23 protein-coding genes are annotated in these 24,189 nt (G+C 57.5%); 19 read left to right on the top strand and 4 right to left on the bottom strand.

The window, feature by feature from the left end; all coding sequences use genetic code 11:
• Positions 1-314: 314 nt before the first annotated feature.
• The 8 genes from acs (at position 315) to ACRZ91_RS01830 (ending at position 9,707) form a co-directional block, all read left to right on the top strand.
• Positions 315-2,279: an acetate--CoA ligase gene (gene acs / locus ACRZ91_RS01865; RefSeq protein ID WP_480902156.1), complete on the top strand. Its 1,965-nt coding sequence runs from the start codon at positions 315-317 to the stop codon at positions 2,277-2,279.
• Positions 2,280-2,286: 7 nt separating this feature from the next.
• The gene (locus tag ACRZ91_RS01860; protein ID WP_480902153.1) at positions 2,287-2,970 is read left to right on the top strand and encodes an adenylate kinase; all 684 of its coding nucleotides are present in this window, start codon (positions 2,287-2,289) and stop codon (positions 2,968-2,970) included.
• 182 nt (positions 2,971-3,152) lie between these two features.
• Positions 3,153-3,437: a DUF4212 domain-containing protein gene (locus ACRZ91_RS01855; protein WP_010439512.1), complete on the top strand. Its 285-nt coding sequence runs from the start codon at positions 3,153-3,155 to the stop codon at positions 3,435-3,437.
• 5 nt (positions 3,438-3,442) lie between these two features.
• Positions 3,443-5,227 (top strand): sodium:solute symporter family protein, encoded by a 1,785-nt coding sequence (locus tag ACRZ91_RS01850; RefSeq protein WP_480902151.1) that lies wholly within the window; start codon positions 3,443-3,445, stop codon positions 5,225-5,227.
• Positions 5,228-5,334: 107 nt separating this feature from the next.
• A complete protein-coding gene (locus ACRZ91_RS01845) occupies positions 5,335-7,158 on the top strand; it encodes a DUF294 nucleotidyltransferase-like domain-containing protein (RefSeq protein ID WP_480902149.1) in 1,824 nt (607 codons plus the stop codon).
• Positions 7,159-7,185: 27 nt separating this feature from the next.
• Positions 7,186-7,704: a hypothetical protein gene (locus ACRZ91_RS01840; protein WP_170469566.1), complete on the top strand. Its 519-nt coding sequence runs from the start codon at positions 7,186-7,188 to the stop codon at positions 7,702-7,704.
• Between the two features lie 2 nt (positions 7,705-7,706).
• Positions 7,707-9,119 (top strand): exonuclease domain-containing protein, encoded by a 1,413-nt coding sequence (locus ACRZ91_RS01835; RefSeq protein ID WP_170469563.1) that lies wholly within the window; start codon positions 7,707-7,709, stop codon positions 9,117-9,119.
• Positions 9,120-9,206: 87 nt separating this feature from the next.
• Positions 9,207-9,707: a flavin reductase family protein gene (locus tag ACRZ91_RS01830; RefSeq protein ID WP_170469560.1), complete on the top strand. Its 501-nt coding sequence runs from the start codon at positions 9,207-9,209 to the stop codon at positions 9,705-9,707.
• Here ACRZ91_RS01830 and ACRZ91_RS01825 read toward each other — a convergent pair.
• The 3 genes from ACRZ91_RS01825 to ACRZ91_RS01815 are packed head-to-tail and all read right to left on the bottom strand — an operon-like array spanning position 9,704 to position 11,936.
• Positions 9,704-10,183, bottom strand: a complete 480-nt coding sequence (locus ACRZ91_RS01825; RefSeq protein WP_170770517.1) for a DUF6505 family protein — start codon at positions 10,181-10,183, stop codon at positions 9,704-9,706. The genes ACRZ91_RS01830 and ACRZ91_RS01825 overlap by 4 nt on opposite strands.
• Positions 10,183-10,878, bottom strand: coding sequence for a DUF4444 domain-containing protein (locus tag ACRZ91_RS01820; RefSeq protein WP_170469554.1), 696 nt, complete (start codon positions 10,876-10,878; stop codon positions 10,183-10,185). The genes ACRZ91_RS01825 and ACRZ91_RS01820 overlap by 1 nt, the downstream gene beginning before the upstream one ends.
• Complete coding sequence (locus ACRZ91_RS01815) at positions 10,875-11,936, bottom strand: Mrp/NBP35 family ATP-binding protein (RefSeq protein WP_480902144.1); 1,062 nt, start codon at positions 11,934-11,936, stop codon at positions 10,875-10,877. The genes ACRZ91_RS01820 and ACRZ91_RS01815 overlap by 4 nt, the downstream gene beginning before the upstream one ends.
• A 132-nt stretch (positions 11,937-12,068) precedes the next feature.
• Between ACRZ91_RS01815 and ACRZ91_RS01810 the strand changes: the two genes are divergently transcribed.
• Complete coding sequence (locus tag ACRZ91_RS01810) at positions 12,069-12,797, top strand: hypothetical protein (protein ID WP_480902143.1); 729 nt, start codon at positions 12,069-12,071, stop codon at positions 12,795-12,797.
• Here the strand turns inward: ACRZ91_RS01810 and ACRZ91_RS01805 are convergent.
• A complete protein-coding gene (locus tag ACRZ91_RS01805) occupies positions 12,791-14,746 on the bottom strand; it encodes a 4Fe-4S binding protein (protein ID WP_480902141.1) in 1,956 nt (651 codons plus the stop codon). The two genes, ACRZ91_RS01810 and ACRZ91_RS01805, sit on opposite strands and share 7 nt — an antisense overlap.
• Positions 14,747-15,003: 257 nt before the next feature.
• Between ACRZ91_RS01805 and ACRZ91_RS01800 the strand changes: the two genes are divergently transcribed.
• From ACRZ91_RS01800 to ACRZ91_RS01755, 10 genes are all read left to right on the top strand, one after another.
• Entirely contained in the window at positions 15,004-15,558 is a 555-nt protein-coding gene (locus tag ACRZ91_RS01800; RefSeq protein ID WP_480902139.1) for a DUF3305 domain-containing protein, read from the top strand.
• Complete coding sequence (locus ACRZ91_RS01795) at positions 15,555-16,136, top strand: DUF3306 domain-containing protein (RefSeq protein WP_480902137.1); 582 nt, start codon at positions 15,555-15,557, stop codon at positions 16,134-16,136. The genes ACRZ91_RS01800 and ACRZ91_RS01795 overlap by 4 nt, the downstream gene beginning before the upstream one ends.
• 4 nt (positions 16,137-16,140) lie before the next feature.
• Positions 16,141-16,752, top strand: coding sequence for a TorD/DmsD family molecular chaperone (locus tag ACRZ91_RS01790; protein ID WP_480902135.1), 612 nt, complete (start codon positions 16,141-16,143; stop codon positions 16,750-16,752).
• 56 nt (positions 16,753-16,808) lie between these two features.
• Positions 16,809-16,997, top strand: a complete 189-nt coding sequence (locus tag ACRZ91_RS01785) for a ubiquinol-cytochrome c reductase iron-sulfur subunit N-terminal domain-containing protein (protein ID WP_170469532.1) — start codon at positions 16,809-16,811, stop codon at positions 16,995-16,997.
• Between the two features lie 105 nt (positions 16,998-17,102).
• On the top strand, positions 17,103-19,997 hold the full coding sequence (locus tag ACRZ91_RS01780; RefSeq protein WP_480902132.1) for a formate dehydrogenase subunit alpha: 2,895 nt from the start codon (positions 17,103-17,105) through the stop codon (positions 19,995-19,997).
• An 11-nt stretch (positions 19,998-20,008) separates the two neighbouring features.
• Positions 20,009-20,602 carry a formate dehydrogenase FDH3 subunit beta gene (gene fdh3B / locus ACRZ91_RS01775; RefSeq protein WP_010439472.1) on the top strand — a complete coding sequence of 198 codons (594 nt, stop codon included), beginning with the start codon at positions 20,009-20,011 and terminating at the stop codon, positions 20,600-20,602.
• 73 nt (positions 20,603-20,675) lie between these two features.
• A complete protein-coding gene (locus ACRZ91_RS01770) occupies positions 20,676-21,884 on the top strand; it encodes a formate dehydrogenase subunit gamma (protein WP_480902130.1) in 1,209 nt (402 codons plus the stop codon).
• Positions 21,885-23,147 (top strand): c-type cytochrome, encoded by a 1,263-nt coding sequence (locus ACRZ91_RS01765; protein WP_480902128.1) that lies wholly within the window; start codon positions 21,885-21,887, stop codon positions 23,145-23,147.
• A 13-nt stretch (positions 23,148-23,160) separates the two neighbouring features.
• Complete coding sequence (locus ACRZ91_RS01760) at positions 23,161-23,286, top strand: hypothetical protein (protein ID WP_260025789.1); 126 nt, start codon at positions 23,161-23,163, stop codon at positions 23,284-23,286.
• Positions 23,287-24,159: a substrate-binding domain-containing protein gene (locus ACRZ91_RS01755; RefSeq protein ID WP_480902126.1), complete on the top strand. Its 873-nt coding sequence runs from the start codon at positions 23,287-23,289 to the stop codon at positions 24,157-24,159.
• Positions 24,160-24,189: the final 30 nt, after the last annotated feature.

Here is a 24,189-nt window from a genome sequence, read left to right as displayed (position 1 = left end):
GTGTTACCGCCATCAATTCAGCTCAACAAAATGGGGCTATATACTAATATTCTAGAACCGATCCGGTGAGCTTTTTGTACGTTACAGTCATATTACTGTTATTATTTAATAATTACTGGTAATTTCATATTTATTTACAAGTATCGCGATTATTCTGAAACTTATTTACAAAGAAGTTCAAGGATTATCGTAATTTATTTATTTCTTTTCTGATCTCCGTATTATTCAACTTGGGGAGGAAATGGATCGACATTGTCTGATCGGCTGGCAATATCGGTCCCATGCAATCCAGTCCAGAGGGAGGAGCCTCAAAAATGACCACCGCTGCCCAGGCAGATGCCAAGACATATCCGCCATCCGCAGAAACCGTCGCCCGTGCGCATGTCGACGCCGACAAATACGCAGATATGTATGCTGCGTCGATCAATAACCCTGAGGCGTTTTGGGATGAGCAAGGCAAGCGCGTTGACTGGATCAAGCCCTACACTCTGGTCAAAGACGTCAGCTATGAATTTGGTTCGGTTGGCATAAATTGGTATGCGGACGGTACGCTGAACGTCTCAGCCAACTGCTTGGACCGTCATTTGAAGACGCGTGGCGATCAGACGGCCATTATCTGGGAGCCAGATGATCCAAACGACACGGCTCAGTATATTACTTATGCCGAACTGCATCGCCGCACTTGCCGGATGGCCAACATCCTTGAGTCGATGGGTGTACGCAAAGGCGACCGCGTTGTCATCTATCTGCCAATGATCCCCGAAGCAGCTTACGCGATGCTGGCTTGTGCACGGATCGGAGCGATTCATTCGATTGTATTTGCCGGATTTTCACCCGACGCGTTGGCGGCACGTATCAACGGTTGCGACGCCAAAGTCGTCATCACTGCCGATGAGGCGCCCCGTGGTGGCCGCAAGACCCCGCTGAAGTCGAACGCAGACGCTGCACTGCTGCACTGTAAGGACACAGTAAAATGCTTGGTCGTTAAACGCACTGGTGGGCAAACCACGTGGATCGACGGTCGTGACTACGATTACAACGAAATGGCGCTTGAGGCGGACGACTATTGTGCACCCGCTGAGATGAACGCGGAAGACCCGCTGTTCATCCTCTATACCTCCGGTTCGACAGGTCAGCCCAAGGGCGTTGTTCATACGACCGGCGGCTATTTGGTCTATGCGGCCATGACGCATGAGATCACGTTCGATTATCACGAAGGCGACATTTACTGGTGCACGGCGGATGTAGGCTGGGTCACCGGCCACAGCTATATCGTCTATGGCCCGCTGGCCAACGGTGCGACCACGCTGATGTTCGAAGGTGTGCCTACCTATCCGGATGCCTCGCGCTTCTGGCAGGTGTGTGAAAAGCACAAGGTGAACCAGTTCTATACCGCCCCAACTGCGCTGCGCGCTCTGATGGGGCAAGGCAACGAGTGGGTCGAGAAGTGCGACCTGAGCGACCTACGCACGTTGGGCACGGTCGGCGAGCCTATCAATCCGGAGGCCTGGAACTGGTATAACGAAGTGGTTGGCAGTGGACGTTGTCCGATCGTTGACACCTGGTGGCAGACCGAAACTGGCGGTCACTTGATGACCCCCCTGCCCGGTGCTCACGCGATGAAGCCCGGCTCGGCGATGAAGCCCTTCTTTGGCATTCAGCCTGTGGTTCTGGACCCTCAGTCCGGTGTTGAGATCGAAGGCAATGGTGTCGAAGGCGTTCTGTGCATCAAGGACAGCTGGCCCGGTCAGATGCGCACCGTTTGGGGCGATCATGAGCGGTTCGAAAAGACCTATTTCTCGGATTACAAAGGCTACTACTTCACAGGCGACGGCTGCCGTCGCGATGAGGATGGCGATTACTGGATCACTGGCCGCGTCGATGATGTGATCAACGTCTCGGGTCACCGGATGGGTACTGCCGAAGTGGAAAGCGCACTGGTGGCACATGCCGCCGTGGCCGAGGCCGCCGTTGTCGGGTATCCACATGAAATCAAAGGGCAAGGCATCTATTGCTATGTCACATTGATGAATGATCGCGAGCCTTCGGATGATCTACTGAAGGAGTTGCGCACTTGGGTCCGGACCGAGATCGGCCCGATCGCCAGCCCGGATGTGATCCAGTGGGCTCCTGGCCTGCCTAAGACCCGCTCGGGCAAGATCATGCGCCGCATCCTGCGCAAGATTGCCGAGAACGATTTTGGCTCGCTTGGGGATACTTCCACACTGGCCGATCCTTCGGTGGTCGAAGACCTGATCGAAAACCGCGCGAACAAGTGAGGATGTGATGGACGCTGCCACGACCATATCCCCCGCCGTTCTGATCCTTCTCGGCCCTCCGGGCGCCGGGAAGGGTACGCAGGCCCGTATGTTGGAAGAGAAGTTCGGGCTTGTACAACTCAGCACCGGTGATCTGCTGCGCGACGCGGTTGCCGCAGGCACTGATGCCGGTAATGCGGCCAAAGCGGTAATGGAGGCCGGTGATCTTGTCAGCGACGGGATCGTCATCGCTATCCTGCGCGACCGCATGGCGGAACCGGACTGCTCCAAGGGCGTCATTCTTGATGGGTTCCCGCGCACTACGGTTCAGGCCGAAGCGCTTGATGGTTTACTCGCGTCGTCAGATCAGAAGATCAACGCGGCCATCAGCCTTGAGGTTGAAGACGCCGAAATGGTTACGCGGATTTCGGGTCGCTACACGTGCGCCGGATGCGGTGAAGGCTATCATGACACCTACAAGCAGCCCGTAGAAGACGGCAAATGTGACAAGTGCGGCCACACCGAATTCAAGCGCCGCGCTGATGACAATGCCGAGACGGTCGCCTCGCGGCTCACCGCCTATCACGCGCAAACCGCACCATTGATTGACTACTATCAAGCCCAGGGCGTGCTGAAAGGCATCGATGCCATGGGTCAGATCGACGACATCGCGCGAGACCTTAACGGGATTGTCGGCGAAGTCATGGACTAAGGGGAGCAGATAAGCCCTAGGGCCTTGATCCAAAAACAGAATACTTCAATGGAACTGCCTCGGCAGACCGGAGAAGCTATGCCTGACGCCATCCGGCATCTGGCAATTTCGAGAAGCGGCCCACGGCACTGGAGGAGTTGGGCAACGGGCCGCCAATGAGGGAAGCGAAGGAGGAACCCGCGATGGCGGATCATTCAACAAACTCCGCGCAGACTGCCGAAGCCGACAAGGGCTATTGGCAGGCCAACCTGCGCCTCATCTACATCAGCCTCGCGATTTGGGCGCTGGTGTCGTTTGGATTCGGCATTCTGCTGCGTCCGCTGCTGTCTGGCATCGCCGTTGGCGGTACAGATCTGGGCTTTTGGTTCGCTCAGCAGGGATCGATCCTGGTCTTTCTGGTGCTGATCTTCAACTACGCCTGGCGCATGAACAAGCTCGACGCTGAACACGGCGTGGACGAGGAGTAAGAGCCATGGATCAGTTTACCATCAACCTGCTGTTTGTGGGCGCGTCCTTTGCGCTGTACATCGGCATCGCGATCTGGGCCCGTGCGGGTTCCACATCGGAGTTCTACGCTGCCGGACGCGGCGTTCACCCGGTCACCAACGGTATGGCGACAGCGGCGGACTGGATGTCTGCGGCCTCGTTCATCTCGATGGCGGGCCTGATTGCCTTTACCGGCTATGACAACTCAACCTTCCTGATGGGTTGGACCGGTGGCTACGTGCTGCTGGCGCTGCTTCTTGCGCCTTACCTGCGTAAGTTCGGTAAGTTCACCGTCTCGGAATTCATCGGCGACCGTTTCTACAGCCAGACCGCACGTATCGTGGCGGTTATCTGTCTGATCGTTGCGTCGGTGACCTATGTGATTGGTCAGATGACTGGCGTGGGCGTGGCGTTCGGCCGCTTCCTCGAAGTGTCCAACACCTCGGGTCTGCTAATCGGTGCCGCTGTTGTGTTTGCCTACGCGGTGTTTGGCGGGATGAAGGGCGTGACCTACACTCAGGTCGCTCAGTACTGCGTGCTGATCACCGCCTATACTATCCCGGCCATCTTCATCTCGTTGCAGCTGACCGGTACGCCGGTTCCGGCGCTGGGTCTGTTTGGTGACACCGCAAGCGGTGAACCCTTGCTGACCAAGCTGGACGCCATCGTGACCGAGTTGGGCTTCAATGAGTACACGGCCCACCACTCGAACACGCTGAACATGGTGCTGTTCACCCTATCGCTGATGATCGGTACAGCGGGTCTGCCGCACGTCATCATGCGCTTCTTCACCGTTCCTAAGGTATCTGACGCACGTTGGTCGGCTGGCTGGGCACTGGTCTTCATCGCTCTGCTGTACCTGACCGCCCCTGCGGTTGGTGCCATGGCGCGTCTGAACATCAGTGACATGATGTGGCCCAATGGCGGCATCGAAGGTGGCGCTGTCTCGGTCGAAGATATCGACAACGATCCGCGCTATGATTGGATGGCTACTTGGCAGAAAACCGGTCTGTTGGATTGGGAAGACAAGAACGGCGACGGCAAGATTCAGTACTACAACGACAAGAATGCCGACATGCAGGCGCTTGCCGAAGAAAAAGGCTGGGTCGGAAACGAGCTGACCAAGTTCAACCGCGACATCCTGGTTCTGGCCAACCCCGAAATCGCCAACCTTCCAGGTTGGGTGATCGGTCTTGTTGCTGCCGGTGGTCTTGCGGCTGCTCTGTCTACCGCTGCGGGTCTGCTGCTGGCGATTTCGTCGGCTGTGTCCCATGACCTTGTCAAAGGTGCAATCAACCCGTCGATCTCTGAAAAGGGTGAACTTCTGGCGGCGCGGATTGCCATGGCTGTAGCCATCGTTGTTGCAACCTATCTTGGTCTCAACCCTCCGGGCTTTGCGGCGCAGACGGTTGCATTGGCCTTCGGTCTGGCGGCTGCCTCGATCTTCCCGGCGCTGATGATGGGGATCTTCTCGACCCGCATCAACAACACCGGCGCGGTTGCGGGTATGCTGGCTGGTCTGACCGTAACTCTGGTCTACATCTTCCTGCATAAGGGCTGGCTGTTCATTCCGGGCACCAACTCGTTCACCGATGCTGACCCGCTTCTGGGTCCGATCAAGTCGACCTCGTTCGGCGCCATCGGTGCGATGATCAACTTTGCGGTCGCCTACTTTGTAGCGGGCGCAACCAAAGAGACTCCGCAGGAGATCAAAGATATGGTCGAAAGCATTCGCATTCCCCGTGGTGCGGGCGCAGCTCAGGATCACTGAGTGTGATGCGGTCGGCGGCTCTTGTCTTCGATCGCGTCTTTCGACTTACTGTTCCCGCCCGGCACACCACCGGGTGGGATTTTTATTCGGAACTCCGGAGAGCGTAAATGCCCCTGTCCCATGACGAAATCACCCGGTTTCTGAAATCTGTGCACCCCTATGACGCCCTGCCCCACGATGCGCTGGACGAGTTGGCCCAGCAGATCGAAGTGCGCGAGGTCGATGCCGATGGCAGCATTTACCAGTTGGGCAATGCTCTGCCCGGCGTCTTTGTGATCTACGAAGGACAGGTGGAGATTACAGATGAGAATGGCGCTGTCGTCTCGCATCTGGGACTGCGCAACTCATTTGGTGAACGCGGATTGCTGAAGGACGGCAAGGCCGCAACCCATGCGCGCGCGCATACACCGACGGTGCTGATCGTGCTGCCACCAGAATTGGTGAAAAACCTGATCGACGGGCACGACGTGGTGTCCAAATTCTTCAACCGCACACGCGGTGGACGCAGCGGGCCGCAAAGCCTGGCCACCAGTGCAATTGACATTTTGATGGCGCGCGACCCTGCCACTTGCCCGCCCGATACTCCGGTTCAAAACGCCGCGCAGATCATGCGCGACCGAAATATCTCATCACTCTGCGTGACCGAGGGTGAAAAGTTGCTGGGCATCGCGACCCTGCGCGATATCTCGGGCAAATTCGTCGCCGAGTCGATGCCAGCAGACACTGCGGTTTCAGCCATCATGACCACCAACCCGATCACGCTGTCCCCCACCGATATCGGCTCGGACGTGCTGCATGTGATGATGGAGCGCGGCATCGGGCATATCCCGATTTCCGAGGCCGGGCGGTTGGTTGGCATCGTCACTCAAACCGACCTCACCCGTTATCAGGCGGTCAATTCTGCCGAGTTGGTGGGCCGGATCGCCCGCGCCAATACTGCCGATGAGATGGCTACAGTCACTGCCGAGATACCCCAACTGCTGGTTCAACTCGTTGCAGGCGGCAACCGGCACGAGATCGTGACACGACTGATCACCGACATTGCTGACACCGCAACACGGCGCTTGCTGGCACTGGCCGAGGCCGAGCTTGGGGCACCTCCGGTGCCTTACCTGTGGCTGGCCTGCGGCTCGCAAGGACGGCAGGAGCAGACCGGTGTTTCGGATCAGGACAATTGCCTGATGCTGGATGACAGCGTAACCGAAGACGACATGGCGTACTTCGCAGATCTGGCCAAGTTCGTATCGGACGGGCTGGACACATGCGGGTATTTCTATTGCCCCGGCGACATGATGGCGACAAATCCACGTTGGTGCCAACCAGTCAGGGTCTGGCGCGATTACTTCAAAGGATGGATTGACAGGCCGAACCCTGAGGCACAGATGCTGGCCTCAGTCATGTTCGATCTGCGCCCAATCGGGGGCAATTTCGACCTATTCACTGATCTGCAGTCCGAGACTTTGGCCAATGCCAGCGCAAACTCGATCTTCGTGGCGCACATGATCTCGAATTCGCTGAAACACACGCCACCATTGGGGCTGCTGCGCGGTTTTGCAACGATCCGGTCGGGTGAACACCGCAATACGCTGGACCTCAAGCACAATGGCGTCGTGCCTGTGGTTGATCTGGCACGCATCTACAGCCTTCAGGGTCAGTTATCTGAGGCCAACACACGCGCCCGTCTGAGTGCTGCCCAGGCAGCAGATGTCCTGAGTGCATCCGGTGCGCGCGATCTTTTGGACGCCTATGATCTGATTGCCGAGACGCGGCTGGAACATCAGGTCAGATTAGTGAAATCCGGTGACGCGCCGGACAATTATCTGCCCCCAACCGCCCTTTCGGACTTTGAGCGAAGTCATCTTCGCGATGCCTTCGTCGTGGTAAAAACGATGCAATCGGCGGTTGGTCATGGCAAAGGTATGCTGGGCTAATTCAGGCCTGAATAACGGAGAGACAATATGTTTCTGGAATTGATAGGCACGGTCTTTGCAGGTTTTGCCTTTGCCGGCGTTGTCATGGTGCTGAACAAACTAACCGGTGGCCGGTTGCCAAAATGGGCCGCTCCGGTCGCGGCAGGCGTTGGGATGATCGCCATGACGATCTCAAGCGAATATTCCTGGTATGATCGCACGCGTGGTCAACTGCCCGATGGGCTAGCAATTGTCGAAGAGATCGAAAGCCGCGCGATTTATAGACCTTGGACATATGCGGTGCCCTTCGTCGATCGCTTCGCAGCCATCGATACCGTATCTGTTCGCACAAACGAAAGTGTCCCTGATCAACGTCTTGTGGATCTCTACTTCTTCGGCCGCTGGGCACCGGTTTCAAAACTGCCGATTGCAGTCAATTGTGCCGAGAATAGTCGCGCCAATTTGGTTGACGGTGCAGAATTTGCAACCGATGGCAGCCTGACGAACGCAACATGGTTCAAGGCCGAGACCGGAGATCCGATCATCGAGGCGACTTGCGGAGTCTGACCATGTTGCACAAGCTAAGCCTACGCCTGCGCATCTTCCTGTTTTTTTGTCTGCTGGCCTTGGGCGGGATACTTGTTAGCACAGTGGTCTTGTGGATTAGCTATGAACGTGCGGCCGACCCGGCACTGATCAATGCATTTATCTTCGCGGATGCGTTGATCGCCTTCGGTTTGCTCGGACTGGTCGCAGGTGTCTGGCTGTTGTTCGATGATAACGTGGCTAAACCGATCGAACGTCTTTCCGCGCAACTTCGGGCCCGCGCCCATGCAGGGGTCAGCACAGATCTCGATTTGGAAGCTGCGCGGTATCTGGGTGATCTTGCCCCAGCGGCCGCGGGGCTAGCAGAACAGCTGGCCGAAAACGCCATGACCACCGCCCAGGCCGTCGCAGCGGAAACCGCCCATCTGGCGGCTGAGAAAAAACGCCTCACCGCCCTGCTGACCGAGATACCCGTCGCCATGCTTCTGGCAAGCCCCAAGCATCAGATCGTTCTGTATGATGCGCAGGCCGCCGGGGTACTGGCCCAGATCGCCCACCCCCGCCTGAACGCATCTTTGTTTGACTATCTTGAAAGCACTGGCCTCACCGATGCCTACAAAGAGATGTGCAAGACCGGCATGGATGTCTATTGCACTTTGTCCAGCGTTGATGGGCGGCAAACCTATACCGCGCGGATGAAACCGCTGGGTGACGCTCCGGGTTATATGCTGGTCTTTGAAGGCAGCGTTGCCCGCATTCCGCCCGAGGATGCCCGCCCTCTGGTCTATGATTTCGAGCTGCTCGACACACCCGGGGATGACGTCTTTGAGGAACGCAGCCTGTCGGACCTGTGTTTCGTGGTCTTTGACACTGAAACGACCGGCTTGTTGCCTCATAAAGACGAGATCGTTCAGATTGGAGCCGTGCGGGTGGTAAAGGGCAAGATTGTCGAGGGTGAGAAGTTCGACACACTTGTCGATCCGGGTATACCGATCCCGCCAGCCTCGACCAAAGTCCATAAGGTTAACGACAGGATGGTGCAGGGTGCGCCCGACATCGCCGGGGCCGGGCAAAGCTTTCACCAATTCGCCCGTGACGCTGTGATTGTCGCCCATAACGCACCATTCGACATGGCTTTCCTACGCCGTCATGCCGACCGTATGGAGGTAGACTGGTCCCACCCCATTCTTGACACTGTTTTGCTGTCGGCTGTTCTTTTCGGAGCAAGCGAAACCCACACACTGGATGCGGTTTGTGATCGGCTGGGTGTAACCATACCTGAAACCCTACGCCATACTGCTCTGGGCGATGCGGTTGCCACTGCCGAGGCTCTGGTCCGAATGTTGCCAATGCTTAAGGCACGCGGCATGACAACCTTTGGCGACGTCATCGCGGAAACCCGTAAACACGGGCGGTTGCTGGAGGATCTGAACTAGCCGGAAAATCCTCAATTCACCGCAGCTTTTCGTGGACAATCCCTGCGCCACATGGCACCTGAGACAGGCCCCTTGAACGAGCGCGTGATGACGGAAAAAACATTCATTCCTGGCCCTGAGGACAATCTTGCCTTTCGCGAGGCGTTGGGCTGTTTCGGCACCGGAGTCACCGTAGTCACTACCAGCACCGCCGAAGGACCCGCCGCGATCACGGTGAACTCGTTCGCATCCGTATCTCTGGACCCACCTTTGGTTTTATGGTGTCTCGACCGGAACTCGAACCGGTATGACGCCTTCAGCACCTGCGAACATTACGCGATCCATGTGATGGCGCAGGACCAGCACGATCAGGCGCTGCAATTTGCGCGTAACGGGTTCGATTTTTCTCATGCCGACTGGCAGGAAGATGATGCCGGGCGTCCCCGTCTTGCTGAATGTCTGGCCCGCTTCGACTGTCGCTTGTCGGCGCGTCACGCGGCAGGTGATCACCTGATTCTTGTTGGCCATGTCGAGAAAGTTATGCACCGCCCCGGTCAAGGATTGATCTTTAAACGCGGCCAGTTTGGTGGTTTCGCAGATTTGATCTAGTCGTCCAGCGATCCGTGGACGGCCAATGCTTCAAGCTGCGTTTCTTGCGGCGTGATCACGCGAAACGCCTCGTGCACCCCTGCCCCTGTCAATTCCCGGGCCACAGTCAGCAACGTGTTCGGGGCATGATCCTCGCACATCTCGGTCATGTGCGCAATTTCGGTCTGCGCGACATCCATCGCCGCCTCGACCGATGGTGCACCGTATAACTGCACAAAATGCTCAGCCAGATTCTGTGTCAGTTGGTCAATTTCGGCCTGCTCAATTTGCGTAACCGCAACGAATGTCACGCGCCCAAACGTCTCAAGCCCCAGCCAACCATTGGCAAAGGCCTGACGTGCCTTGCCTTCCAAGTCGGCCTCTCCCCAATTCGAAAACTCGAATCCACCCGGGATGCACCACTCACCGGTTCGTGCAGGTGAATGGAACACGTTCATGTCGCTTTCATCAAAATGGATTGCGCGGGCGAGATTCATCAGACGGTCTCCAACAGTTCTGTCAGCGGGCGTATTTGGGTGTCTGCGCCCTCGCGGATCAGCATGCCAAACCGTTCGTCGGTGCCGAGAAATACACCGGAATCCGCGATGGGTTCTCCAACCCCTCGCAGTAGCCCCATCCATTCGGCATGGAGCGGCGCGTTGCCCTCTTCTTGCCAGCGGTTGAGCCATGTCAGCATGTGGCGCGACCAGCTTTCGACCAGTTGCGTCGCCGACACGTCAGCACAACCTTCATCATAAAGCGCAGTTACATCCGGCGTTTCCCCGGGGGCGTCGCTGGTCGACAGCAATGCAAGCTCCCAACCGACGACAAGCCAATTAGGAATCTCGCCTGCCTCGGCAGACGAGGCTGCAACCTTCATCGTCCCGCATGTTGCGCCATTCACGCAGATTACGCCGTCCCAGCCTAGATGCACAGCAACTTCTGGAGGAGCCAGTGCGCCCAGGGCGTTCTGGAAACCGACGGCACATAGCGGCAACATTGCTATTGCATCCTGCAGCGGCACCTCGGGGGCAAAGACGATGGCAACGCGCAGACGATCCGCCTGAATACTATAGACCACGGTTCCCCCATCACAGCCTAGCGCCGCCATGGCCTGAGCCTTTTCGAACGGATCCTCTCCGGCCTTGGCAGGATGCCCGCTGAGCAATGGGGGAAAGACCGGGTGGCTCATGCATTCCCCTTGGCAACCATGTCGCGAGCGATCTTGCGGAAGGCTTCTGCTTGTGGGCTGTCGGGTTTGCTGACTACGATCGGCGCCCCCCCGTCTGCTGCCTCGCGGATATCCAGATGCAATGGTATCTCACCCAGCAGTGGCACTCCCAATGCCTCGGCTTCTGACGCCACACCGCCATGACCGAATACGTGCTCTTCGTGTCCACAATTCGAACAGATATGAGTCGACATATTTTCAATCATCCCAACGATGGGTGTTTTGAGCTGATTAAACATGTCGATCCCCTTACGAGCATCGATCAAAGCCACGTCTTGTGGGGTTGAAACAACGATGGCGCCATCCACCTTAAACTTCTGGCTCAACGTAAGTTGCACATCACCCGTGCCAGGAGGCAGATCAACGATCAGCACATCCAGCGAGCCCCATTGCACCTGCCCCATCATCTGCTGCAATGCGCCCATCAGCATCGGGCCACGCCAGACAACCGCTTGTCCTTCGTTGGTCATCAGCCCCATCGACATCATGGTAACACCGTGATTGCGCAAAGGCAGAATCGTCTTGCCATCAGGGCTGGCCGGACGACCCGAAACCCCCAGCATCCGGGGCTGCGACGGCCCGTAGACATCTGCATCCAAAAGTCCCACGCGACGTCCTTCTGCGGCTAGCGCGCAGGCAAGGTTGGCCGACACGGTGGACTTGCCGACGCCCCCTTTACCAGACGCCACCGCGATGATCCGGTCCACACCCGGAACCGCCTGCGGTCCGGTTTGCGAAGGCTTAGGCTTGGGCTTCAAATCGGGTGGGGCCTTGTCCGAATGCGCGGTCATCATGGCCGAGACGTTGGACACGCCGTCCACCATCTGCGCCGCTTTCTCGGCTGTGGCGCGCACGGGCTCCATTTTCTCGGCCTGTTTGGGATCGATCTCAAGTACAAAGCGCACCGTATCCCCCTCGACATTCAGTGCGCGCACAATACCTGCGCTGACAATATCCTGCCCGGAAACAGGATCAGTGATCTTCTTTAGATTCGCCAGTACGGCGTCACGGATGCTCATGCGACCACCTCCGTTATCCACCCTTCGATTAGGGCCTTGCGTGTCGACTGATTGCGGTCGCCGCTCATTGCATGATACTCCGTCTCTTTTCGTTCATTTGACGCAATTGGCCTGACACCGCTAAGTTTGGCCATGCGCTTTGTCCTGTTGTGCCTGAGCCTGACGCTCACCGCCACCCCCTCTTGGTCACAAGAGGCAATTGGACTCGCAGCGCCAGATGAGATTTCAAACTCGGGTCTTCTGCAACATATCCTTCCGCGCTTCTCTCTCAAGACCGGGGTCCGCGTTCTCGCAGACAATGATGGTGTAATGGCTCTTGCTCCGGCACCTCCTGGCGATCCGGTTTTTGCCCGTGACGAAACAGTCTATCATCTGCGCATTAATGCCAGCGCAAAGGAAATCAAGTTCCGAGACTGGCTGTTGTCCGACATTGGCAAACGTACCGTCGAAAGCTTTGTTCCCGCTGAAGGTGGGCCTTTTAGCGCGAACTTCGAAATCGCAGATGTTGTCGAAGACGCTAAAATCGACGGAGATGCTGCATTGGGTCAGGATTTGTCGTTTACTCACTGTGGTCGGTGCCATGTGATCGGGCCGCAAAACCGCATGAACGGATTGGGTTCTACGCCGTCTTTCGCCGTCCTGCGCGCGATGCCTGATTGGTCCGAGCGGTTTCAGGCCTTTTTTGCCCTGAACCCGCATCCCGCCTTCACCCAGATTGAAGGCGTAACCGAGCCCTTCCCGCCCGAGCGTCCATCCCCGATCCATCCGGTGGAAATAAGTCTGGATGATCTCGAAGCCATTTTGGCCTTTGTCGCCGCCATCAGCGCCGCCGATCTGGGCGCACCGCTGCAACTTCAGTGATCCTTACGCTTTGAAAAATAGTCATCCGTCGTCACGACACGGGGTCTGGGAGATGACTGGAACGGATTGTCGGTGCTGTGGAACTGAGCATTTACCCTGCAATCATCACACATCTGGATCAGCCTTGCCTGATCCGAAGTTGCAAACATCGAATGTGTTCCGGACAGTTTGTCCATTATGCGCTCGACCGTCGACCTGACACCAAAGGCCGCACCACATTCGATACATTCGAACGGCTCTTCCTCATTAAGAACCTGCTGCGACAGGGCCTTGTCGCTTAGGTCAAGCTGCGGCACCAGATCAATGGCGTGCTCAGGACAGATCGTGCGACAGATACCGCATTGCAGGCAGGCATCCTGCTGAAAGTTCAACTGCGGCTTGTCTGGATTGTCGATCAGCGCACCTGAGGGGCACAATGATACACAACTGAGGCACAAGGTGCAGGTGTCAGTGTTTACTACGACGGCGCCATATGGCGCGCCATCGGGCAAGGCCAACGGTGATTCGGTCTTGGCATTCAGCGCTTGTGCCGCCAGTCGGGTGATTTGTCGCCGGTTCCCCAATGGAAGAACCGGATCGGTCAATGGTAGCGGCACCTCTTGCGCATAAAGCAGATCAGCAAACGCATCCGGGTCAACCTCGTCAATCAGGCTCAGGGCACTCTGCCCCGCGATGGCCTGCGCCAAGACCAGTTCCCGATCCAGAGCGTCCCGTTCGACTTTGGGCCCCAACAGGACGTCGACGCGGGCGAAGCCGTGTGCCAACCCGGCCAGCATCTCGGCATGACCAAACCCTGAAACCACGTGCAATTCTAGTGGAATGACATCCGCTGGAAGACCTCGGCCAAACCGGGCAACCATTCGGATCATCTGCGCCCCGTGGGCATCATGCACCAGCAAACGCGGCGCTGTACCCCCTGCCCGACGAAAAGTTCGCGCTAGTATGTGCATCCTAGAGAGAATGGCAGATACCGGCGGATCCTCGTAAGTAATGGCTGTAGACGGGCATAAGGCAGAGCACTCACCACACCCGGCGCAAATCATGGGGTCGATTGCCACATGATCTGTCGCTGATGTGATGGCACCGGTCGGACATATGTCCAAACAGTTCGAACACCCGGTCTGTCCTGCGCGTGAATGGGCACAAAGCGCTTCATCCAGTCGCACGTAAAGAGGCTTTTCAAAGGTACCGACCAGTTGCAGCGCATCGAAGGCCAGGCGCGCAACTGCCACCGCATCACGAGGATCGGCGCGCAGGTAGCCTTCGCGCTTATCCGGGGCCGCAACCAAAGCCGTACCTCCAGTCAGATCAACGACAATATCACAGCGCGATGTGGCCCGATCCCTCGGCGCGCTCCACGCGAAGTCACCGCGCCCGCCGGGTTCTAACTGTTGCACTTGATCCAGATGCCACGTGAACCCACCCAGTGCGCCCGACAGGTTCCGCACCTTGGCACGAATAACATCAAAAGCACGGCTCAGCGGTTGAACCTCATCTGTGACCAAAACCGTTACGGCCAAGCTGTCCGATAATTGTTCAGCCAGATCATAAGCGATCTCGCCCGACCCGATGATACAACAAGTGCCTTCGCTGATAACATCAACTGCAGAAGTGATCGGCTGCGGCAACATCGCTTCAGCTGCCAACGCTGCCATTTTAGGCGCTGCATTTTGGCCCTGCTCCGACCAGCCAGCACGGTCTCTGAGGTCAACGCATCCCGGCTGATCCACACCCAGATCATCTGCAAGGTCAGAAAACACGACAGTCTCTTGCCCGCAGGCAATCACCACCTGATCGTCAGTCTGAAGCATTTCAGCCACCACGCCAAGTTCTCGGGTACAAAGCGCAGTATGGACCTTTGAACAGCTCAGTTCACAGGCAGAAGATATGCGATCTGCGTCAATTGATTGCGTCCCCTCGCAATCACACAACAAAAGCTTGCTGGTCATATCTTCTCCCGGACTGTTCGCGCCCCAATTCACACTAGACCCAATCCGCACCGTGGCAATGCGATACTGGGCAGAATGGTAGATTTGTGCACTATTTTTTATCGACCCCCAAGCGATACACGAACCGCTGAGGTCAATAACGAATAAATTATCGAAGAAAACGACCTGATCAATGCAAGTGGACTTGGCACAGCGCCGATTTATGTACCATAGTACATCATAGGGAAGGCAGGGGAGAGCCTTCCGGGGAGGAGCCAGTGGCCAAGGCCGCAAGCCAGATTGAAATGCCGGTTGGCGTCATCGTGCGCAAAACACCCGGGGTCACTCGTTGGGCCCGCTGGAGCTGGCGCGCAGTCGCTTTGTTGCCTGGCGCCGGACCTGCGGCTTGGCAAGAGCTGCGCCGCGAAGGTGAAACCGTCGAATATCACGCTGCCACACTGCCTCTATCACTCTGGGCTGACGAGACAGAGGCCTATATGGTGAACCTGTCGGACGGACAGCCGTCGCTTTACCTGGTGCTTCGGGATGAGTTGAAAGGTGAAACTCCCTTGAATGCAGTGCTGATCACGGCCTCTCCGTTTGAAGGTCAGGACTACGCTGATACCGGCGAGGAGATTGTCGAGAAGATCCCGATGACAGAAGGTCTAATCGCTTGGGTGCGCGATTTCACGCTGCAGCATCATCGGGACGAAGTGTTCGTAAAGCGCCGTCGGGATAAGAAGCGCATAGATTTGGTTGAGGACGGAAAAGGCGACGCTCGCATCCGTCAGGACACAGATGTCTACCGCGCACCGCGTCGGGTGCTGCAATGACCCAAGCGCGCGATTTCTGGTCCCGCCGCAAGGCCGCCGTTCAGGCCGAGACCGAAGCAGAAGCTTTCGCCGCAGAGGAACAGATCATCACGACGCGGCAAGCTGAGCTGGAAGAAAAAAGCGACGCCGAAATTCTGTCCGAGTTTGATCTGCCCGATCCCGATACGCTGCAAGCAGGTGATGATGTCTCGGGCTTCATGGCCAAAGCCGTGCCTGACCGCCTGCGCCGCCGCGCTTTGCGGCGCCTATGGCGGCTGAACCCTGTTCTGGCCAATGTCGACGGGCTGGTCGACTACGGCGAGGACTACACCGACGCAGCCTGCGTGATTGAGAACCTTCAGACCGCGTATCAGGTAGGCAAGGGCATGTTGGCTCATGTCGAAGCGCTCGCTGCCGAGGTTGAAGAGCAAGAATGCGATCCAGAGACAGATACGCTTGATGTGATCGAGGCGCGTGAAGAAGCGGCCAAGGCCGAAGAACCTGCGCCGGAACCCATGATGGTGGCTGATGTGGAAGAACCAGAGGAGCTTGAAGCCCCCCCTGCTCCGCGCCGCATGAAATTTGAATTCGAAGGATAACTCTATGACCGCAGACAACGCGCAAACCATTGATATCTCGGCCGAGGATCGTCTGCGCGCGGATTTCTACAATTTTCTGGGTTTGCTTCTGGCCGGTCCGCCCGATCAGTTGCTACTGGACCAGATGGCAGGGCTAAGCGGTGACGCCTCTGATCTGGGTCAGGCCATAGAGGCGATGGCGCGCGTGGCAAAGGTCACTAAGCCCGCCGCTGCCGAGCGTGAGTTCAATGCGCTTTTCATCGGATTGGGGCGTGGTGAATTGTTGCCTTATGCCAGCTTCTATCTGACCGGTTTTCTGAACGAAAAACCGCTGGCCCAGCTTCGGAATGACATGGCCGCGCGCGGAATCACTCGGGCGCAAAATGTTTACGAACCCGAAGACAACATTGCCTCTCTGATGGAGATGATGGCGGGCATGGTCGTCGGGCGTTTCGGCGCGCCTGCCTCGCTGGAAGACCAGAAGGCGTTCTGGAGTAAACACATCGGCCCATGGGCTGCACATTTCTATTCAGATTTGGAAGGCGCTGAGAACTCGGTTCTCTATGCCTCGGTCGGCACCGCCGGTCGGGTGTTCATGGAGATCGAGCGCGAAGCCTTCCGAATGACGGCGGATTAATCCGCCAATCGCCGGTGCTTTGCAGCGCCAAACCGCAATTGGGACAGGAGGAGCCCATGAGCAAGACAAAGGAAGAAGGCGCAACCCGCCGCGACTTCCTGAAACTGGCCGGAACCGCAGCCCCTGCTGCTGTTGCCGCAGCCAGCCTGACCGGACAGGCCGAAGCAGCCGAGCTGCCGACGGACGAAACCCGGATGCAGGATACCGCGCATACGCGCGCATACATCGAAAGCACCCGGTTCTAGGACTGGACGTTTTCATACCTGACAGACGGTTGCGATTGGCCCTGACGTCAGGATCAGCAGTACCAAGCCAGCCGTGGCTTACACGGCGCGCAAGGGAGGAAAGAAATGCTTAGGAAAAAGACCAACGGGGTTGCGAGACGCCCCCAGCGGACAAGTATCCTGTCCCAGGTCGGCGAGAAAACCGTCGATCGCCGCGCATTCCTGCGTGGCTCGGGCCTGACGATCGGCGGCCTTGCCGCGATCGGCGCCACGGGTGGAACCGTGACGCCTGCCAGCGCCCAGACAGCGGCAAACACCGCCGTTGAGAATATCAAATCCGTATGCACTCACTGCTCGGTCGGCTGCACGGTCGTAGCCGAGGTACAGAACGGTGTCTGGATCGGGCAGGAACCCGGCTGGGACAGCCCGTTCAATCTGGGCGCACACTGCGCCAAGGGGGCCTCGGTCCGCGAGCACGCCCATGGCGAGCGCCGCCTCAAGTATCCGATGAAAAAGGAAGGCGGCGAGTGGAAGCGCATCAGCTGGGAAGAGGCGATCAACGAGATCGGCGACGGCATGATGAGCATCCGCGAGGAATCCGGGCCAGACAGCGTGTATTGGCTGGGTTCTGCGAAGCATAACAACGAACAGGCCTATCTGTTCCGCAAGTTCGCTGCCTACTGGGGCACGAACAACGTGGATCACCAGGCCCGTATCTGCCACTCAACCACTGTTGCGGGTGTCGCGAATACATGGGGCTATGGCGCCATGACCAATTCGTACAATGACATGCACAACAGCAAGGCGATCTTCATCATCGGCGGCAACCCGGCCGAGGCACACCCTGTCTCACTGCTGCATATTCTGCGCGCAAAAGAGCAGAATAACGCCCCGCTGATCGTCTGCGATCCGCGCTTTACACGCACGGCAGCGCATGCGGATGAGTATGTCCGCTTCCGCCCCGGTACAGACGTGGCGCTGATCTGGGGTATCCTTTGGCACATCTTCGACAACGGATGGGAAGACAAAGAGTTCATCCGTACCCGTGTCTGGGGCATCGACCAAATTCGTGAAGAGGTTGCTAATTGGAACCCGGATGAGGTGGAACGCGTTACTGGAACTCCAGGATCGCAATTGAAGCGCGTTGCCCGCACAATGGCGAACAACCGTCCAGGTACAGTCGTCTGGTGCATGGGTGGTACTCAGCATACCAACGGCAACAACAACACCCGCGCCTACTGTGTGCTTCAGCTGGCACTTGGAAACATGGGCACCACGGGTGGTGGCACCAACATCTTCCGTGGCCATGACAACGTGCAAGGCGCGACGGACCTTGGTGTTCTGTCCCACACCCTGCCCGGCTACTATGGTCTGTCGAAAGGCGCATGGGGTCACTGGGCGCGCGTTTGGGGTGAAGAGCCCGAATGGCTCGCAGGCCAATTCGCCACGATCAAGGACAAGGAAGGCAAGGATAAACCGCTTCAGAATGAGCGCGGCATCCCGGTCTCTCGTTGGATCGACGGCGTTCTGGAAGACCCGGCCAACATGGACCAGGACAACAATGTCCGCGCCATGGTTCTGTGGGGCCACGCGCCCAATTCACAGACCCGGATGACGGAAATGAAGACGGCGATGGAGAAGCTGGACATGCTGGTCGTGATCGACCCATATCCGACAGTTTCCGCCGTGTTGCATGACCGTACCGATGGCGTTTACCTGCTGCCGGCCTGTACGCAGTTCGAAACCCGTGGCTCGGTCACGGCATCGAACCGGTCGTTGCAGTGGCGCGACAAGGTGGTTGATCCGTTGTTCGAAAGCCTGCCGGACGAGGTCATCATGGCCAAGTTCGCCAACAAGTTTGGCTGGGCAGACCGGTTCTTCCGCAATATCGAGATGGAAGATCCCGAAACCCCGAATGTTGAAAGCATCACGCGTGAGTTCAACTCGGGCCTCTGGACCATCGGCTATACCGGTCAGTCGCCGGAACGTCTGAAAAGCCATATGGCCAACCAGCACACCTTCGACAGGACCACGCTGCAAGCCATTGGTGGACCAAACGACGGCGAGTATTACGGTCTACCGTGGCCCTGCTGGGGTACCGCTGAGATGGGTCATACAGGGACACCAAACCTCTATGACATGTCCAAACCGGTAGCCGAAGGCGGCCTGACCTTCCGCGCCAGATTCGGCGTGGAACGTGACGGCGACAACCTGCTGGCCGAAGGGGTCTATAGCGTTGGATCGGAAATTCAGGATGGCTATCCCGAATTTACGATGCAGATGCTGATGGATCTTGGCTGGGACGGCGATCTAACCGCAGAAGAACGCGCGGCCATTGACGCTGTTGCGGGCGAGAAAACCAACTGGAAGACCGACCTTAGCGGCGGTATCCAGCGGGTTGCAATCGCCCATGGCTGTGCGCCCTTCGGGAACGCCAAAGCCCGCGCGGTTGTCTGGACCTTCCCGGATCCGATCCCACTGCATCGCGAGCCGCTTTACACGCCGCGTCGCGATCTGGTGGCGGATTATCCGACCTACGAGGACCGTCAAGCCTATCGCCTGCCCACCCTTTATGCTTCGATCCAAAAGAATGACTTTTCAAAGGATTACCCGATAATCCTAACGTCAGGTCGTCTGGTCGAATATGAAGGCGGCGGTGATGAGACGCGGTCGAACCCGTGGCTGGCCGAGCTTCAGCAGGACATGTTCGTCGAGATCAATCCGCGCGATGCCAACAACCTTGGTATTCGGGACGGATCACAGGTCTGGGTCGAAGGTCCTGAGGGTGGCAAGGTCAAGGTGATGGCGATGCTGACCAACAGGGTTGGTGCCGGTGTCGCCTTCATGCCATTCCACTTTGGCGGCCATTTCCAGGGCGAAGACCAGCGGCACAAATATCCCGCCGGTGCAGACCCCTATGTGCTGGGTGAAAGTACCAACACCGCCCAGACCTATGGCTATGATTCAGTGACCCAGATGCAAGAGACCAAGTGTACTCTCTGCAAAATCTGGGCAGCGTAAGGAGGACGATAATGGCTAGAGCAAAGTTTCTCTGCGACGCTGAACGCTGCATCGAGTGCAACGCCTGCGTAACCGCGTGTAAGAACGAGCACGAAGTGCCATGGGGTATCAACCGCCGCAGGGTGGTAACGATCAATGATGGTAACCCGGGCGAACGCTCGATCTCGGTGGCCTGTATGCATTGTTCGGATGCGCCTTGCATGGCGGTGTGCCCGGTCGACTGCTTCTATCAGAACGAAGAAGGGGTCGTCCTGCACTCCAAAGACCTGTGCATTGGCTGCGGCTATTGCTTCTACGCGTGCCCCTTCGGCGCGCCGCAATATCCGCAGGCGGGCAACTTCGGATCGCGCGGCAAGATGGACAAATGTACCTTCTGTGCTGGCGGCCCCGAGGAAACGCACTCGACCGCGGAGTTCGCCAAATACGGTCGCAACCGGATCGCCGAAGGCAAACTGCCGATCTGCGCCGAGATGTGTTCCACCAAAGCCCTGCTTGCCGGTGACGGCGACGTAGTGTCTGCCGTTTACCGCGAACGCGTAGTGGCGCGCGGCTTCGGCTCGGGCGCTTGGGGTTGGGGTACAGCCTACGACCAGAAAGACGGATAACTCCGCTTTCATGAACCAAACAGGCGACCCGCATCCGTGGGTCGCCTGATCAGGGATTTTGACCGAGGTTCAGATGTTCCGCTTACTCTTCGCATTGCTGTTCACCATCGGGCTGGTCCACGCTTCCGTTGCCCAAACCAACGATGCTGAGGCACCCGCAACCACGAATGAACGCGCTTCGACTGGCGGAGCGACAACGCTTGAGGACATTCTGGCCCGACAGCGCGGCGAGAAGGTCGACAACAGCTATCGGTCGGAAAATACCGGACAGGGCAATGTGGAAGGCCTGCTCGGGCAAATCGGCACACGCGGCGTCGCCTCAGACAGCGATGTCTATCGCGCGCTGCGCTATGGATCGGCAGATGTCACCGTTTCATCCCATGGACCAGCAGACAGCGTTTTGATTCAAGATGGCGGTATGTGGTGGCTGAGTTTCCGTACCGGGCCACTGCGCGAATACGGTACATACATCATCGCGGGAATGATTGCGGTCATCGTTCTGTTCTTCCTGATCCGCGGAAAAATCCGCATTGATGGCGAAAAGACCGGGCGCAAGGTCCTGCGGTTCAATAGTTTCGAACGGTTCGGACATTGGTTATTTGCCGGTTCATTCCTGATCCTTGGCATCACCGGCCTGCTGGCGCTTTATGGTCGTGACTTCCTGATCCCGATTTTCGGCAAGGAAGGGTTCGCAACCATCGCGCAGGGGGGTAAATGGCTACATAACAATCTCGCCTGGGCCTTCATGCTTGGTTTGATCATCGTCACCTTGAACTGGATTTCACATAACATACCCAACAAGACAGACCTGAAGTGGCTCGCAGCCGGAGGTGGTTTGTTCACCAAGAACAGCCACCCGCCCGCGAAGAAGTTCAACGCAGGTCAAAAGGTGATTTTTTGGGCCTGTATACTACTCGGCGCCTCGATCAGCTTGTCGGGCCTTTCGTTGTTGTTCCCGTTTGAGCTGCCGATGTTCGCAAAAACATTCCAAATCGCCAACGCAACCGGCATTCCGCAGATGCTGGGCCTGAACCTGCCCGTGCAGATGTCGCCACAGGAAGAGATGCAATATGCCCAGGTTTGGCACGTCATGGTGGCCTATGTGTTCATTGCAATCATCATAGCTCATATCTACCTCGGCTCAGTCGGCATGGAAGGTGCTTTTGACGCCATGGGCACTGGTGAAGTCGAAGAGCAGTGGGCGCGCGAGCATCACTCGCTGTGGCTGGAAGAGGTACAGGAAAAAGAGGCCAGCAAGGCGGCGGCCTCACCCGCTGAATAAATGCGCTGGCTGGTTCTGACGCTTGGCTTGATCCCCCTGCCCGCTTGGTCCGAGTTCTTCACGCTCAAAGGCCATGGCGGGCCGATCATGGGGATCGCAATCGCACAAGACGGGCGCATCGCAACGGCGAGTTTCGACAATTCGGTTGGCCTGTGGACCGGACAGACCCCGGAATGGCTGGAAGGCCATGAAGCTGCCGTCAACACTGTCGTGTTCAACGGCACCGCAATCTATTCAGCTGGTGATGATTTCACGCTACGCCGTTGGCCCGGAGGCGAAATCGTTGGACAACACAAAGGAAAGATCGTCGGGCTCGCTGCATCAAAAACTCATGTCGCTACGGCAAGCTGGGACGGAATGATCGGGCTTTGGCCGGTCGATGGGTCAGAACCTATGTTGCTCGGGCCAACGGGCAGCGGGGTAAACGCCGTGGAATTCACTGCTGATGGGTCACAGCTTTATTCGGCGGGTGTCGATGGTTCAGTCCGCCTCTGGGATGTCGCGAGCGGTCAGGAGGTGGATCGCCTTATCGAGCACGGGTTCGGCGTGAACAGGTTGGTCTTGAATTCTATCGACAACTGGATCGCATACGGTGCCGTCGATGGCGTCACCCGCATCCTTGACCTGGCAACCGGCGAGGAACGCGATTTCACCCTGGACCGAAGGCCGATACTGGCGCTTGCCCTCAGCCCTGATCGAAGCCTTCTCGCTGTCGGTGATGGTGAAGGTTTTATCATGGTCATCGACACCCTGAACTGGCGTATCTCGCAAGATTTCAGGGCTACGCTACGCGGGCCTGTCTGGGCTCTGGCTTTTTCGAACGATGGGCAAAATATTCATGCTGGCGGAATTGACGAAGCGATGTATAGCTGGCCGATCGCGGCCTCGGAAGACCGCGAGCAGATGGCGGCGGCCGAACCCAGTTTCCTGAAGAACCCGAACGATATGGGAAATGGGGAACGCCAATTTGCCCGCAAATGCTCAATCTGTCATAGCCTTTCACCGGATGACCAGCGGCGCGCGGGTCCAACCCTGTATGGGGTGTTTGGACGCAAAGCAGGGACAGTACCGGACTATCATTATTCAGATACACTGCAAACTTCTGATATCATTTGGGATGAAGAGACAATAAACGCTCTTTTCGACAAGGGCCCGGATCATTACATTCCGGGATCAAAGATGCCAATGCAGCGGATTAGCGGATCGCAAGACCGCATTGATCTGGTCACCTTTTTACGACACGCCACGGCACCCGAAAACTGAGCCGGAGGAAATAATGAAAGCCTTCCTTTCCGCCGTCGTTGCGATGGTCGTCATTACCGCTGCCGCGCCGATCGTTCTGGACAAGATCGGATTCAGCGCTGCAGCGTCGGGTTCCGGCTCTTCTGTGCGCCTAGACTGAATGTCGCAATACCTGACAACCCGCGAATTGGCGGATCTGCTGCGCATTGGTGAGCGGAAAGCCTATGATCTGGCGTCCTCTGGTGAAATCCCTTGTGTGCGGGCAATGGGAAAACTGCTCTTCCCGAAGGCAGAGATCATCGCATGGCTCAATGCTTCGCGCTCTGGTCCGAAAGTGGCAGAACCGCCCCTGCCCCCCATTGTCGCCGGCAGCCATGATCCGCTGCTGGATTGGGCGCTGAGGGAAAGTGGCTCGGGGCTGGCCACCTATTATGACGGTTCATTCGACGGGCTGAACCGCCTATCTGACCGCACAGCACAAGCGGCTGCGCTGCATATCCATGAACCCGAAGGCTTTAACACCCAGTCTTTGCGCGACAAAATGGGCAACGCTCCGGTGATCCTCTACCAAATCGCGCATCGGCAGCGCGGTCTGCTGCTTGCGACTGGCACACCTGAGATCTCTGGTATTCAGGACTTGAAAGGCCGCCGCGTCATCCTGCGACAGGACAGTGCCGCCAGTCAGCATCTGTTCGACGCAGAGCTTAGCAAGCATGGGCTCGGCCGAGAGGATCTGAATGCCCTCCCGATCTGCGCCCGCACTGAAGAAGAACTGGCGATTGCCGTACGGGATGGCAAAGCAGAAGCCGGGTTCGGCCTCGGTGCACTTGCGAGCCCTTATGGGCTGAGCTTTGTGCCCACTCACTCTGAACGGTTAGATCTTGCCATCTGGCGACGCGCTTTCTTTGAGCCGCCGATGCAGACTTTAATCCAGTTCCTGCAATCCGAGCGTTTCTCTGAACGCGCTACCGACCTGGGCGGATATGACCTCAGGTATCTGGGCAAGATTCACCACAACGGCGCAAGTGGCTGATCTTTCCATTTTTCCAATGACAATTGGCAA

The sequence above is a fragment of the Ruegeria sp. O11 genome, assembly GCF_056535285.1.
The sequence above is the reverse complement of the archived record's forward strand: the minus strand, read 5'-3'. Positions and strand labels throughout refer to the sequence as shown.

What these genes read in the sequence shown, in the direction of transcription:
- ACRZ91_RS01780 (WP_480902132.1), top strand. Translation starts at nt 17,103, where the DNA reads ATGCTTAGGAAAAAGACCAACGGGGTTGCGAGACGCCCCCAGCGGACA.
- ACRZ91_RS01765 (WP_480902128.1), top strand. Translation starts at nt 21,885, where the DNA reads ATGCGCTGGCTGGTTCTGACGCTTGGCTTGATCCCCCTGCCCGCTTGG.
- ACRZ91_RS01845 (WP_480902149.1), top strand. Translation starts at nt 5,335, where the DNA reads ATGCCCCTGTCCCATGACGAAATCACCCGGTTTCTGAAATCTGTGCAC.
- ACRZ91_RS01815 (WP_480902144.1), bottom strand. Translation starts at nt 11,936, where the DNA reads ATGAGCATCCGTGACGCCGTACTGGCGAATCTAAAGAAGATCACTGAT.
- ACRZ91_RS01835 (WP_170469563.1), top strand. Translation starts at nt 7,707, where the DNA reads ATGTTGCACAAGCTAAGCCTACGCCTGCGCATCTTCCTGTTTTTTTGT.
- ACRZ91_RS01810 (WP_480902143.1), top strand. Translation starts at nt 12,069, where the DNA reads ATGCGCTTTGTCCTGTTGTGCCTGAGCCTGACGCTCACCGCCACCCCC.
- ACRZ91_RS01770 (WP_480902130.1), top strand. Translation starts at nt 20,676, where the DNA reads ATGTTCCGCTTACTCTTCGCATTGCTGTTCACCATCGGGCTGGTCCAC.
- ACRZ91_RS01755 (WP_480902126.1), top strand. Translation starts at nt 23,287, where the DNA reads ATGTCGCAATACCTGACAACCCGCGAATTGGCGGATCTGCTGCGCATT.
- ACRZ91_RS01790 (WP_480902135.1), top strand. Translation starts at nt 16,141, where the DNA reads ATGACCGCAGACAACGCGCAAACCATTGATATCTCGGCCGAGGATCGT.
- acs (WP_480902156.1), top strand. Translation starts at nt 315, where the DNA reads ATGACCACCGCTGCCCAGGCAGATGCCAAGACATATCCGCCATCCGCA.
- ACRZ91_RS01850 (WP_480902151.1), top strand. Translation starts at nt 3,443, where the DNA reads ATGGATCAGTTTACCATCAACCTGCTGTTTGTGGGCGCGTCCTTTGCG.
- ACRZ91_RS01805 (WP_480902141.1), bottom strand. Translation starts at nt 14,746, where the DNA reads ATGACCAGCAAGCTTTTGTTGTGTGATTGCGAGGGGACGCAATCAATT.
- ACRZ91_RS01830 (WP_170469560.1), top strand. Translation starts at nt 9,207, where the DNA reads ATGACGGAAAAAACATTCATTCCTGGCCCTGAGGACAATCTTGCCTTT.
- ACRZ91_RS01760 (WP_260025789.1), top strand. Translation starts at nt 23,161, where the DNA reads ATGAAAGCCTTCCTTTCCGCCGTCGTTGCGATGGTCGTCATTACCGCT.
- ACRZ91_RS01860 (WP_480902153.1), top strand. Translation starts at nt 2,287, where the DNA reads ATGGACGCTGCCACGACCATATCCCCCGCCGTTCTGATCCTTCTCGGC.
- ACRZ91_RS01795 (WP_480902137.1), top strand. Translation starts at nt 15,555, where the DNA reads ATGACCCAAGCGCGCGATTTCTGGTCCCGCCGCAAGGCCGCCGTTCAG.
- ACRZ91_RS01840 (WP_170469566.1), top strand. Translation starts at nt 7,186, where the DNA reads ATGTTTCTGGAATTGATAGGCACGGTCTTTGCAGGTTTTGCCTTTGCC.
- ACRZ91_RS01825 (WP_170770517.1), bottom strand. Translation starts at nt 10,183, where the DNA reads ATGAATCTCGCCCGCGCAATCCATTTTGATGAAAGCGACATGAACGTG.
- ACRZ91_RS01855 (WP_010439512.1), top strand. Translation starts at nt 3,153, where the DNA reads ATGGCGGATCATTCAACAAACTCCGCGCAGACTGCCGAAGCCGACAAG.
- ACRZ91_RS01785 (WP_170469532.1), top strand. Translation starts at nt 16,809, where the DNA reads ATGAGCAAGACAAAGGAAGAAGGCGCAACCCGCCGCGACTTCCTGAAA.
- ACRZ91_RS01820 (WP_170469554.1), bottom strand. Translation starts at nt 10,878, where the DNA reads ATGAGCCACCCGGTCTTTCCCCCATTGCTCAGCGGGCATCCTGCCAAG.
- fdh3B (WP_010439472.1), top strand. Translation starts at nt 20,009, where the DNA reads ATGGCTAGAGCAAAGTTTCTCTGCGACGCTGAACGCTGCATCGAGTGC.